9 protein-coding genes are annotated in these 12,601 nt (G+C 49.2%); 3 read left to right on the top strand and 6 right to left on the bottom strand.

All coding sequences use genetic code 11. The features are described from left to right. Positions 1-99 precede the first annotated feature (99 nt). Positions 100-585, top strand: a complete 486-nt coding sequence (locus tag L855_RS09095; protein WP_159787065.1) for a CRR6 family NdhI maturation factor — start codon at positions 100-102, stop codon at positions 583-585. A 7-nt stretch (positions 586-592) separates the two neighbouring features. Here the strand turns inward: L855_RS09095 and L855_RS09090 are convergent, their stop codons facing one another. From L855_RS09090 to L855_RS09075, 4 genes are all read right to left on the bottom strand, one after another. Continuing rightward, entirely contained in the window at positions 593-1,189 is a 597-nt protein-coding gene (locus L855_RS09090; protein WP_159787062.1) for a hypothetical protein, read from the bottom strand. A 201-nt stretch (positions 1,190-1,390) separates the two neighbouring features. Further along, on the bottom strand, positions 1,391-2,362 hold the full coding sequence (locus L855_RS09085; RefSeq protein WP_159787059.1) for a glycosyltransferase family 9 protein: 972 nt from the start codon (positions 2,360-2,362) through the stop codon (positions 1,391-1,393). 136 nt (positions 2,363-2,498) lie between these two features. Continuing rightward, entirely contained in the window at positions 2,499-4,697 is a 2,199-nt protein-coding gene (locus L855_RS09080) for an SPFH domain-containing protein (RefSeq protein WP_159787056.1), read from the bottom strand. 25 nt (positions 4,698-4,722) lie between these two features. Beyond that, the gene (locus tag L855_RS09075) at positions 4,723-5,337 is read right to left on the bottom strand and encodes an OB-fold-containig protein (protein WP_159787053.1); all 615 of its coding nucleotides are present in this window, start codon (positions 5,335-5,337) and stop codon (positions 4,723-4,725) included. A 78-nt stretch (positions 5,338-5,415) separates the two neighbouring features. Between L855_RS09075 and L855_RS09070 the strand changes: the two genes are divergently transcribed. Further along, a complete protein-coding gene (locus L855_RS09070) occupies positions 5,416-5,775 on the top strand; it encodes a VOC family protein (RefSeq protein WP_159787050.1) in 360 nt (119 codons plus the stop codon). 102 nt (positions 5,776-5,877) lie between these two features. Here the strand turns inward: L855_RS09070 and L855_RS09065 are convergent, their stop codons facing one another. Continuing rightward, positions 5,878-6,084, bottom strand: a complete 207-nt coding sequence (locus tag L855_RS09065; RefSeq protein WP_159787047.1) for a hypothetical protein — start codon at positions 6,082-6,084, stop codon at positions 5,878-5,880. A gap of 553 nt (positions 6,085-6,637) precedes the next feature. Here L855_RS09065 and L855_RS09060 point away from each other — a divergent pair. Then, complete coding sequence (locus L855_RS09060; RefSeq protein ID WP_159787044.1) at positions 6,638-12,037, top strand: trifunctional serine/threonine-protein kinase/ATP-binding protein/sensor histidine kinase; 5,400 nt, start codon at positions 6,638-6,640, stop codon at positions 12,035-12,037. On the opposite strand, the gene L855_RS09055 is transcribed toward L855_RS09060, so the two are convergent. Next, a complete protein-coding gene (locus L855_RS09055) occupies positions 12,028-12,555 on the bottom strand; it encodes a phosphoribosyltransferase (protein WP_159791046.1) in 528 nt (175 codons plus the stop codon). The genes L855_RS09060 and L855_RS09055 overlap by 10 nt on opposite strands. Between the last annotated feature and the right edge of the window lie 46 nt (positions 12,556-12,601).

Here is a 12,601-nt window from a genome sequence, read left to right as displayed (position 1 = left end):
GGAACTTGCCTCTAGCTTAAGTGAAACCCAATACAGTAGGGTAGGACAATAGGTTAGAAAACCATCCCACTCTAGTATTTTTCAAAGGCGACCCTGTTCATGTCCAGTTCTGAGATTAAACTTGACGCAACGACGATTGAAACCTTGGATTTAACGGCGGCCCGGGAGGCGATCGCCCAAAAGTTGAAGGCGGGGATCACTGATGCTGAGCAGTCTCTGCGGTTTGTGATTGATGTCTCCCGTGACCCCAGTGACCCCCGAGAATTGTCAGAAATCCCAGAGATTCGCCTCTGGTTTGTCCGTCTCGATGCCTCCTATCCCTGGCTACCGTTGCTTCTGGATTGGTCAAGTGGGGAGTTGGCGCGCTATGTGGCCATGTTGGTTCCCCATGAGTTTCATCGCACTGAGGGCATTCAGTTTAACCCAGAAGCCCTAGAAATCTTCTTGATGAGCAAAATCTTCGTCATCGCTGATTGGCTAGAACAGCAAGGCTGTCCCAGCCGTTCGCGCCTGAAGGCCATGTCGCAACTTCTGGGGTATGAACTCGATGATGGTTTATTTGATCTGCTGTTGGGGAAGGGTTAGGGAGTTCTTAACAAATCTTTAACAATTTCTCGACTCCCACCTGCTCGCTTCCTGGCCGAGTCCAACGTCCCGCCGCTGTATCCTGGTCCAGTTCATAAATCATGACCCCAAAATTGCTCTGATAGCCCCAGTTGGAGACAAACCAATCTCCACTGCGTAAGCCAATCCCCTTCAACTTGGGGGTTCCACTGCTGGAGAGTTGATAAATCTCCCCCGTCTTACCAATGGCAATACTGTTAGTATAGGGGGGTTTTTTATTGGGATAGGTCCCCGAGACGTTGTAGAGACCTTCGACTTCTGGGGAGGGGTCACCGCTGGCCCGTTCGCTGCCGATTTCCCCAAACATTTGGGGGGTCGTCCATTGGCCCTCTAGGGTTCCATCGGACTGAATGCGATAGACGACAACGCGGTAGGAGGCGTCTAAACTCCAACCGATGCAGAGACGGTTGTCGTGATAGAAGCCTAAACCGGAAAAGTTACTGCGATCGCTCAACCAAAAGACTTGATACACAGGCCCGATACGGGAAATTTGTACGGTTCCCTTATAGGGCGTTCCCCGTAAGGTTTGTGCGTCGGCGATGGTCCAAGTTCCTTCAGGAGTCATGGTGGGGGGGCAAGAGGCAAGAGGCAAGAGGGAGCAGAAGGCAGTAGGCAGCAGGCAGTAGGCAGTAGGGGGAACCCTTTAGGGGCACGCCCTGCGGTCAGCGAGCGACAGCCGAGTTGCGGCTGCCCGAGGCAGGAGGTATAACCCACACCTACCCCTCCCAGGAGGGGATGGCAAGTGGGGGGTCTCTTCCTCGGGGAGTTAGCTGAACACCTTGTCTAGGATGGTTTGGGGGTCAATGTCCGCTATTTTACCGGTTGGCGAGACAATTCCTTGGGCGCGATCGCCCTTGGGGAGGAGTTTTTTGGGGTCGGTGGGACCGAAGAGGGCATAGGTATAGGTTTGTAGGGCCACGGCCAGGTGCATGGGGGCACTGTCGGTACAAAGCATGAGATTGGCGGCGGCGATGGTGGCGGCGAGTTTACCGATGTCTGGGGGGGAGAGGGTTTTTAAGCCGGGAATGGCTTGGGTTAACTCTCCAACAAATGCCCCATCGTCGGGACCGCAGGCCACCACAATGGGAAGATTCGGCTGTCGCTGTTGTAGGCCTTGTAGGACAGTAGCCCACTTCTCGACGGGATAGATTTTATCCAATCCTTTTTGCTGGGCGAGCCGACTTGCCCCCCCATGGAGAAGCACATAGCCACTCTCAGCGACGCCAAGCTGCTGTTGCTGCTGTTCTGACCACTCCACATCCTCTTTGAGTAGGGTAACCTCCATGGGGGGACAGGGAGACTGAATGCCGAGGCCACGCACTAAGTCGTGATACATCTCGGCGGCGTATTGTTCTGGTTTGAGGGGGATGGGATGGGTAAGGAAGAGGCTATCAGGTTCGCCATAGCCGACGCGCTGGGGAATCCCGGTTAGCCAGAGGAGTAGGCCCACAGTCCAACGGCGGCCGAGGGAGAGGACGGCATCATACTCGCGATCGCGCACAACGCCCATCAGGTTGCCCCAATCAGCGGGGCCATTGCGATCCTTGAAGTCAAAGGGAATTAGGTTTAGGGAACCATCATGGAAATACTTATTGGCGCGATAGGCCCCCTTGGCGCGGGGTTCGACCACCACACTCAGTTGAGAATCGGGATAGTGATGCTTCAGTTGTTCGAGGGTGGGAAAGAACAACAGTTGGTCGCCAATTCCCCCTGGAACCAGGGTCAAGATTTCTTTCATAGCGTGTTTTTAGGGCTCAGCTTCGCGAGGGTGTGACGAAAGGGGCAATTTATACGGATTTGATGATCGGCCGGCAGCAGTGTTGCAACCAGAGTTAATGGTAGTGCGATCGCCCCAATGTCGTCTAGCCAGGGACTCAGGCTTGGGGACCATCTCGGTGAGTTTTGTGGGCTGGGGGAGTCTGGCTGATAGCGGAACTACGACTACCCGCAGCGCCACCTTGGGGAGGACTCGGAGGCTTGGAGGCTTTAGCTTGAGGGGGGTTTGCGGCTTTGGTTCCTCCCGAATTAGACCCCTCGTTGCCATCGCTTTTGAGCAGTTGCGCCAGGGTGGTCATGAGTCCTTCAAGTTTCCCCTCTTGAGTGAGGCTTTCGATTAACCCTAAACCGCTGGTGGAGAGCATAAGCTTACTAATATCCTGGGAGAGATTGCCGTTGCCGTTATTACCGTTATTGCCATTGGGGAAGGCATAGATTTTGGCATCCCCTAAAACTCCCGGCTGTGGGGCCAGGGCTTTGGTAATCTCGGGCAGGCGCGTCAGGAGTTCTGGGGCAATCTCTCGGATGAGATCGGCGTTACGGTTGGCATCGCTGAGGGCGTTCTCGGCTTTGATTTTGGCTTCGATACCTTCGGCTTCGGCGAGGGCGCGATCGCGTTCAGCATTAGCCAGGGTGCGAATGGACTCAGCTTCTAACTCGGCGGCTTCTCGGGCACTTTCGGCTTGGCGACGGCGACGGAAGACATCGATTTCAATGACGTTGTTGTCGGCGATGCGTTGTTTCTCGGCGGCTTCTTCAGCGGCTAAGGCGGAGAGGCGTTGTTTCCGTTGCGCCCGTTCGAGTTCGATGGCCGTTTCTACAGCAGACTCGGCTTGAGCGCGTAGGGCTTCGGCTTCGAGGCGTTCTTGGGTTTTCTTGGCAATGGCGATCGCCGTCTCTTGTTTGGCTAACTCTGACAGTTGCTCGGCTTCAGAGATTTCTACCTGGGCTTTCAGGCGGTTAGCATCGATGGTTTTCTGCCGGTTAATCTCGGCCATCTCTGCTTCTTGTTTTTGCAGAGCTTGGGCCACTTTGAGTTTTTTCTGTTGTTCTTCGATGGCGATCGCCGAGAGGATTTGTTTTTCTTGAACCGCTTGGGATTTTGCAATCTCTTCTTCTTCTACGGCTTGGCGCTGAAGAATTTTACTGCGTTCCTGATTAGCCGCTTCTCGGTCTTTCGATTCTTGGATTTCCCGCGCCCGTTGCGCCCGCATTGACTCCACTTCTTGCTGTTGCTGGAGTTGCGATTCTTCCTCGTCCCGTTCAATTTCTAATCCTTCTTTCCGAGCCGCTAATTCTTGCTGCTTAATGCTGACTTGAGTTCGCAGTTGAAATTGACGGCGTTCCTGCTCGGTTTGCAGCTCAACTTCCTCTTTCTGCTTGATGGACTTCTGGATGGTCTCGGTTCGCAGGCGTACCCCTTGGGCATCAAAGAAATTGTTGGTGTCGTAGGTGTCGCTTTCTTCGACTTCGGAGATAGCGATATTGTTGAGGGTTAACCCAACTTTTTTCAAGTCTTGCTGAATTAGATTTAAAACTTCATCAGCAAACCCCAATTTATCTGAGTCAATTTCCGCTAGGGTTTTGCGTTTTGCTGCCGCCCGAATGGCATCATCTGCCCGAGTTTCCAGGGCTTCTTTAATGTCTGCCGGAGAGATATTTCCATCCCGAGACAGACGAGCGGCGGCGGTTTTCACATCCTGTTCATCGTGGTTGACGCAGACATAGAACGTCACCCGCATATTGGCCCGTAAATAGTCCTGGGTGCGAACGGCGAGGTTCCCGGTGCGTTCGACGTTGATGGTAATCTCCCGCATGGGAACCCGCGTCAGTTCATGGAAGCCGGGGAGGACGATACAGCCACCATAGAGAATGACGGAGTTTTTCTTAGCTAGGAAGCCCCCAGTTCGCACGAAGGCTTCGTTGTTGGGGGTAATTTGATAGACGCGGGTGTAGGCCCAAAAGCCTAACAAAATGAGAACGATAATCCCGACGATGCCGGCGGCGGTTCCTCCGAGAATAATGGAACCGGTTTGACTATAAATGACGGGGAGTTCTGCCTCTTCCCGAACCTCTTGGCGAATTTCGTGATACTCATTCTCACTTACGAAATCGGCGATAACCACCGGCGGGGTTTCCGAGGGATTGGGGTGGCTTGCTGTGGAGGGTTCGGGTTCGGGGGGGGAAACGGCGGCGGATTTGAGAGGAGTGAGGGATTGAGGCGGGTTCACCTCGACGGTGGGAGTGGTAGCCGTGGGGGTGGAGAGGTGTTGGAGAAATGTTAACCAATACAGCATAATTGGATATCTCGTTAGAGTTTCATTAAGAGCGATTTGTAGAACCCAGCCAGCGATCGCAGTCGATGGAGTTATGGGCGATCGCCAGATAGTAATCGGGACAATGTTCGACAATCAAAACCGTATCTCCCCGCTGGGGGACGATTTCTGCGTCGTCGGGAATGACGCCGTTGACAGTGACGAGGTTTTTGGCGGGATCAACCACATCCACTTGGCCGACTTTGCGATCGCCTTGGCGGGGAAGTTGAGAGGAATTGACGGTTCCGAGGCATCCCACGAGGCGATCGCTGCTGGAGTCTTCACTAAAACTGGCGAAAAATAGGCGGCCCAGAGGCCGGGCGATCGCCCCCCCTAGGAAGACACTCACGCCTCCTGTGATGACAAATACGGCTAAATCCAGGGGACTTCCTGGAACCCCCAGGGCCACCGTTGTCACCCAGCCAAACAGGCCCCAGAGACTTAAGTCCGCCGCCAATAGCAGCATCAGAGGCACCTGGCCAATGCCCAACCAGCCTAAAATGGGGATATCAAAGCCATCGCCGTCGAGTTCATCTTCCCCACCGATGGAGATGGAGACGACGAACAGGACAATCCCGGCGGCTAGAAAGATCCAATAGGGAAGATTGGCGAGATCAAACATCGTGTCATGCAAAAGGCTCACCCACAGAATAACCGCCTTACAATGAATAATGTGGGTTACGCTAACAAAATTTAGGATATGCAGCTCAAACGACTGGGCCATGTGGCCATTTGCGTGCAGGATATCGCCAAGGCAGCCGCCTTCTATGAAAATTTGGGGATGACACTGGTATGGAAGGATACAGACTGGGCCTATCTCAAGGCGGGACAGGACGGTTTGGCCCTACTGAGTCCCAATTATGACCAGGCAGGCCCCCATTTTGGCTTTATCTTTGGCGATCGCCGCGAAATGGAGTCGGCCTATAGCCAGTTAAAGGCTGATGGGGTTCACGTCAGCGAGGTTCACGAACACCGCGACGGAACGGCCTCGTTTTATGGTCGTGATCTCGATGGGAACTGGTTTGAGTATCTCTATGAACCTGCCACTGAGGCTCAATAATCGTTCATTGATTTGCCGCAACAAACGACCCCGGTTGTCAATAAACCGGGGTTTCGTTGGGTTTGTATTCTAGACGTAACCGGGAGGGAGGCTGCGTTCTGGCTAGTCAACAACACGCAGCACACCTCGCTTGAGTTCTTCAAAAACTTTGTTAATAATTGTTTCTTCTTCATGAGTTAGGGTCGATTTGGAGAGCAGACTCCTCATGAAGATGGACTGATCGGCTCGGGTAATCCGATGAGATTCAAAAATGCGGCTGGCAATTTCCTGAACGTTGGAATCTCGATGTTGAACCTGTGTGGCAGTCATACTCCTAATCTCTCTACCCAGTTATCTTCGATTTCTTTCATCTTAACAAGAACTTTAAACTCACTCTGCGATCGCGCTTACCGTTAATGTGCGATCGATATCACAAGCTCATGGTAACATCCGTGTAAATACAGAAACAAAACCATAGGTAAAAACTGAGCTGGTTGGCTCATCCGTTGATTGCGATCGCCAAGTCACTAACATCCCAACATAACAACTATCGAGAGTCAACTACTGAAAATTTTGTGATTTTTTCACAATTATGGAGGGAGAGGTGAAAAATTTAGCCCTTAAATTCTGAATCTGCCTATTTTGCGAGATTCAGCCTTGATTGAGATAGATTGCCACTCAAAACCATAAATTCCCCAAACACAACTAGAGGTGAAACCCTTGACAAACGATAAAAACAGACTGCATAATTGCGGTCACGACAAAGCCAACGGCCTTCCTAAATACCTCAAAATAGTCCAAGAACATGTGTAGCGGCAATGGGTTATCCAGTTGAGAGGGGATCTGGTTCAGGGTTCATCAAGCCAAGCAAAGGATCAAGTTCATGCCTGACAGAATAGATATCCCCGGCTACGAAATACGCGAAAAGCTATATGACGGGACACGCACCCTCGTCTATCGTGGCACTCGAACGGCTGATGCTGCGCCTATCGTTATAAAGATATTAAAAAACGAGTATCCTGGCATTAACGAGTTATTCCACTTTCGTAACCAATATAAAATTGCTCAACGGTTGGATCACCCGGGTATTGTTAAGCCTCTAGCATTAGAAGACTATCACAATCGCTACGCCCTGGTGATGGAAGACTTTGGTGGGATATCCTTGGCTAACTACCATCAGGCAAAGTCTTCCCAAACCGTCGTCGCCTTAGAGGGGAACTCGATGTTTCCCTTAAACCTGTTTCTGAGCATCGCCATTCAACTGGCAGATGCCTTGCACCATCTATATCAGCATCAGGTCATCCATAAGGACATCAAACCGGCAAATATCCTCATCAATCCTGAACAACAAACAATTCAGGTCATTGATTTTAGCATTTCCTCTCTACTGCCCCGAGAAACGCAAGACATTAAAAATCCTACCGTTTTAGAGGGAACCCTAGCCTATCTATCCCCAGAACAGACAGGTCGGATGAATCGGGGGGTTGACTACCGCAGTGATTTTTACGCCTTAGGCGTCACCTTTTATCAACTCTTGACGGGGGTGCTTCCCTTTGCTTCAGACGATCCCATGGAGTTGGTTCACTATCACCTCGCCAAAACGGCCACCCCCATCCATGCTGTGAATGCCAACATTCCCTCGGTGTTGTCCGATATTGTTGCTAAGTTAATGGCAAAAAATGGGGAAGATCGCTATCAAACCGCCCTGGGACTTAAATATGACTTGGAGCGTTGTTTAACTCAACTTCAAACCACGGGTAAAATTGAGTCGTTTGCGTTGGCTGAGCGAGATATTAGCGATCGCTATATCATTCCCGAAAAACTCTACGGTCGGAGTGACGAGATTCAAACACTCCTAGATGCCTTTGAGCGAGTGAGCAATGGTCATAGTGAGACCATGCTTGTAGCAGGATTCTCTGGGGTGGGGAAAACTGCCGTTATTCAAGAAGTACATAAACCCATTGCCAAGCGGCGGGGATATTTCATCAAAGGAAAATATGACCAATTCCAGCGAAATATCCCCTTTACCGGCTTTGTTCAAGCGTTTCGAGACTTGGTTCGACAACTTCTCTGTGAATCCGACGAAAAACTTGAACAATTTAGCAATAAGATTCTCGCCGCCGTCGGTCAAAATGGGCAAGTTCTCATCGAGGTTATCCCCGAACTCAAAGACATTATTGGCCCCCAACCTCCCGTTTCTCCCTTGACAGGTGTTGCGGCCCAACGTCGCTTTAACTTACTCTTTAAAGCATTTGTTCAGCTATTTAGCGCAAAAGACCATCCCCTAGTTATCTTTTTAGATGACTTGCAATGGGCAGACTCTGCCTCCCTGGATTTGCTCCTATCATTGATAGAAGAATCTCGCTATCTTCTTCTGTTAGGTGCTTACCGAGACAATGAAGTATCCCCAATTCATCCCTTTATCCTCACCGTTACAGAACTGATAAATCGGGGGAGCATCGTGAATAGGATTACACTGCCCCCCTTACACAAGAGCCATATCAATCAGCTTGTTGCAGATACCCTCACCTGCGATCGGCAAGTGGCACAGCCGTTGACAGAATTTATCTATCAACGCACTCACGGGAATCCGTTCTTTACAACCCAGTTTCTCAAGGCGTTGTATGATGAAAAGCTGATTTACTTCAATTGGGCCAGACAACATTGGGAATGTGATTTGGCCCAAGTTGAGGCATTAGCCTTAACGGAAGATGTTGTGGAATTTATGGCATTACAACTGCAAAAAATGCCGACTGAGACCCAAGAGAGTCTAAAATTAGCTGCCTGTATCGGTGCAGAATTTGACCTAGCCACATTAAGTATTGTCAGTGAACAGTCTCTAGGAGCTGTCGCCGCTACTCTTTGGATTGCCTTAGAAGAGCGTTTTATTATCCCAAAAACCAAAGTCTATACATTTTTAAGCCCAGAAGATCTCGATCAGGTGGCTCAGGGATCGGTTCATTTGACTTATCAGTTTTTACATGATCGCATCCAACAGGCCAGCTATTCCCTGATTCCTGAAACCCAGAAACAAGCTACCCATCTCAAAATTGGGCAGTTACTCCAACAAAACTTATCAGACATAGAACAGGCTGAAAAACTCTTTGAAATCGTCGGTCATCTGAACTCAGGCCGGACGTTAATCTCTGCAACCGCTGATCGAGAGTCCCTAGCTCAGCTGAATCTGGCGGCAGCTCATAAAGCTCTCACCTCAACGGCCTATGCGGCGGCCCGAGATTTTGCAGCAATTGGACTCAGCTTACTGTGCGATCGCCGTTGGCAGAGTCAATATCGCTTAACCTTAGAATTAGTCACCGTTGCCGCAGAAGCTGCCTTTTTAACCGGTGATTTTGAGGCCATGAGAGGACATATCGAGGAAGGATTGAACGCAGCTCAAACAACCCTCGATAAAATTGACCTCTATGAAATCAAAATTCATGCCTTAGCGTCCCAAAGTCACGTCCTTGAGGCGATCGCCGTCGGACAATATGCGTTAAGTGAACTGGGGATTGCCTTCAGTAGCGATCCCGATGACGCATTAACCCAACAGGTGTTAGACAGCATCACGAGAGACTTACAACACCGCGATATTGAGGATTTGGTCAATCTTCCCCCCATGAGCGATCCTCAAATGAGTGCAGCCATGCAACTCTTAGCCTTGTTGTTTTTATCTATCTATCAAGGAAAACCCACCCTCCTATCACTTGTCTGTGGGACGATGGTTAAGTTGTCCTTGGAATTTGGCAACTCACCGGCATCAACCATTGGCTACGCTAGCTATGGAATGGTTCTAGCAACGTTTTTTGAACAGAGTAGCGAAGGCTATCGCTTTGGACGAGTTGCCCTAGATTTACGCGATCGCTTGAATGTCCAAGACTATCAATCTATGACGTTGCTGCTGTTTGGTTTATTTCTACAACATCGACAAGAGGCCCTTAGAACCAACTTCGATACCCTAAAAAAAGGCTATGTGCTGGGCATGGAGAATGGGAATTTTGTATGTGCTGGGTATAATATCGGAGCCTATTTTGACGATAATTTCTTTGCGGGGGTTGAGTTTGACAAATGGGAAGCCGACATTGAGCAGTATTGTGATGCCTTTATCCAGATTCAATATCAGTCGCCCATCTCCTACCTGCGGCTAAAACAGCAGATGGTGCAAAACTGGAAAGAGCCAAGTCAGAAGCCTCAAGAACTCATTGGGACTGCCTATGATGAAACGGTAATGATTCCTCGTCATCAGCAGGAAAATGACTTCACAGTTCTAGCATTTTTGTATGTCTATAAGTTGATGTTTGCTTATAGCTTCGGCCACCTAGCTGATGCCTTAACCTATATCGATGAAATGGAACCCTACTTAATGGCTGCAACTGGAACCATACAAATCCCAGTCTTCCATTTCTATGCGGCCTTAACCTACTTAGAGCAAGCATCTCAGCAAGATAAAACCGAGAGTGCGGCAAGCTTTAAGAAGGTGGAACAGCATCGGGAAGCCCTGGCTCAATGGGCCGATTGTACGCCCATCAATTATCAACATAAGTTAACCCTCCTCGATGCTGAAAAAGCTCATGTTATTGGGCAACGATTAGATGCGATCGAGGGATATGATCAGGCAATTTCTCAAGCAAACGAAACGGAATATTTACAGGACGAGGCTTTAGGGAATGAATTAGCAGCTCGCTTTTATCTGCGTTGGGGCAAGGAAAAAGTTGCCGCTGGATATATGCAGGACGCCTACTATTGCTATACCAAATGGGGAGCAAAAGCCAAAGTTACTCAATTAGAAGAACAGTATCCCCAACTCATCAAACCAATTTTGAAACAACCCTCCATTGTTGACCCCCTCCAACAAACCATTGTATCAGGACTGGTCTCGTCTGGAAGTAGCTCAAGTAGCATGTCACAAGCCATAGACTTGGCCGCATTACTGAAAGCCTCCCAAGCCATTTCTGAGGAGATTGAACTGGATAAGCTCATCACCACCTTAATCGAAATTGTCATCGCCAATGCTGGGGCGGACAAATGTGTGTTACTCCTGAAAAATCAGCAGAATTTGGAGGTGGTTGCCTTAGCCGAAGTGGGACAAGATCCCCAACGACTTAAACCTATTCCGCTAGAGTCTAGCTCAGATATTCCTATCACCCTAGTCAATCAAGTTAAACGAACTAAACGTTCCTTAGTCTTGTTAGATTCTCGTGTTGATCCTCAAGCTCAAATTGACCCATATTTACAGACTCATCAACCGAAAAGTATTTTATGTAGTCCCATTTTGAATCAAGGACAACTGGTTGGGATTTTATATCTGGAAAACAACCTAACTATTGGGGCGTTTACGGGACAACGGGTTCAGGTGTTGAGTTTCATCTGTTCTCAAGCCTCAATCTCATTAGAAAATGCACGACTCTATGAAAAGGCAAACCAAGCCCTGATTGATTTACAAGAGGCTCAGTTACAAGTTATCCAAAATGAAAAAATGTCCACTTTGGGCAGTTTGGTGGCTGGGGTTGCCCATGAAATCAATAACCCCGTAGGATTTTTAAATGGGAATATTCAGCCAGCCCTGGACTATGTCAATGATTTGTTTCAGCTTCTACAACTTATCCGGGATAAGTATCCCGATTTAGATCCCGATGTTGAAGATGAAATCGAAGCCATTGAACTCGAGTATATTCAGGAAGACTTGCCCAAGTTGATCGGTTCCATGCGGGAAGGGGTTAAGCGGATTCAGAACATTAGTAATAGTCTCAGAACCTTCTCTCGGGCAGACAGCGATCGCCCCATTCCCTGTAATCTCCATGATGGCATTGATAGCACGATTATGATTCTCAAGCATCGGCTCAAAGCCAATGAAATTCGCCCAGAAATTCAAGTCATTAAGGATTACGGCCAACTTCCAGATATCGAATGCTATGCGGGACAGTTGAATCAGGTATTCATGAATCTGCTAAGCAATTCGATTGATGCCTTGGAAGAGTCTAATCAGGGGAAAAGTTACCGAGAGATTCAAAATAAAATCACCATTAAAACTGAGTTATCCCATGACCAAAAGCAGGTACAGATCCGCTTACAAGATAACGGTATCGGCATGAGCGAGGCGGTCAAAAACAAAGTCTTTGAGAACTGGTTCACGACGAAGAGAGTCGGACAGGGAACAGGGTTAGGATTAGCGATCGCTCGCCAAATCGTTGTAGAGAAACACAACGGCACCATCGAGATCAACTCAGAACTGGGTCAAGGAACGGAGTTTATGGTGAGAATTCCAACTCACAGTTGTCACAGTTGAGAATCGGGGTTCTCGGTTTCTGATAAATAGGCTGATAAATCCATTTTTTCGTATGCCTCAAAGGGCTGGTGAATCCAGGGATTGTCCTCTAAATAACGAACATAATAATCCGGTGTAAACGTTGCACAAGCTTTACACCATAACACCGCCGTTCTCAGTTCTGAGATATGGTCTCCATAATGCTCATACAGCCAAGCCAACACCGCTTTTAGGGAATCGCCAGAATCGACTAAATCATCAACGATGAGCAATCGTCGCCCTAACTCAGATGTGGTCATCGACAGGGAACGAGAGACAATCACCTCCCCCTGTTCTCGTCCCTCGGCGCCCCCATAGGAGGCGGTGGATAAGATAGCCAAGGGACGGTTAAAGATGCGCGAGAGGGTATCCCCCACTCGTAATCCTCCTCGGGCTAAACAGATGATTTCGTCAAACTCCCATTGGGATTTGTAAATCTGCACCGCTAGACGTTCGACAGTGCGATGATAGTCTGACCAGGACACATAAAGCTCGGGCATAATTTTCATGTCATGGATAATAGATGATCGAATGCTTGGAACCGGT

The organism is Sodalinema gerasimenkoae IPPAS B-353, from assembly GCF_009846485.1.
Classification (GTDB): domain Bacteria; phylum Cyanobacteriota; class Cyanobacteriia; order Cyanobacteriales; family Geitlerinemataceae; genus Sodalinema; species Sodalinema gerasimenkoae.
This window is presented reverse-complemented; position numbering and strand designations above follow the sequence as displayed.

Bases quoted from the DNA above. Each gene is read 5' to 3' on its own strand.
- L855_RS09060 (WP_159787044.1), top strand. From the start codon at position 6,638: ATGCCTGACAGAATAGATATCCCCGGCTACGAAATACGCGAAAAGCTA.
- L855_RS09065 (WP_159787047.1), bottom strand. From the start codon at position 6,084: ATGACTGCCACACAGGTTCAACATCGAGATTCCAACGTTCAGGAAATT.
- L855_RS09090 (WP_159787062.1), bottom strand. From the start codon at position 1,189: ATGACTCCTGAAGGAACTTGGACCATCGCCGACGCACAAACCTTACGG.
- L855_RS09070 (WP_159787050.1), top strand. From the start codon at position 5,416: ATGCAGCTCAAACGACTGGGCCATGTGGCCATTTGCGTGCAGGATATC.
- L855_RS09080 (WP_159787056.1), bottom strand. From the start codon at position 4,697: ATGCTGTATTGGTTAACATTTCTCCAACACCTCTCCACCCCCACGGCT.
- L855_RS09095 (WP_159787065.1), top strand. From the start codon at position 100: ATGTCCAGTTCTGAGATTAAACTTGACGCAACGACGATTGAAACCTTG.
- L855_RS09075 (WP_159787053.1), bottom strand. From the start codon at position 5,337: ATGTTTGATCTCGCCAATCTTCCCTATTGGATCTTTCTAGCCGCCGGG.
- L855_RS09085 (WP_159787059.1), bottom strand. From the start codon at position 2,362: ATGAAAGAAATCTTGACCCTGGTTCCAGGGGGAATTGGCGACCAACTG.
- L855_RS09055 (WP_159791046.1), bottom strand. From the start codon at position 12,555: ATGCCCGAGCTTTATGTGTCCTGGTCAGACTATCATCGCACTGTCGAA.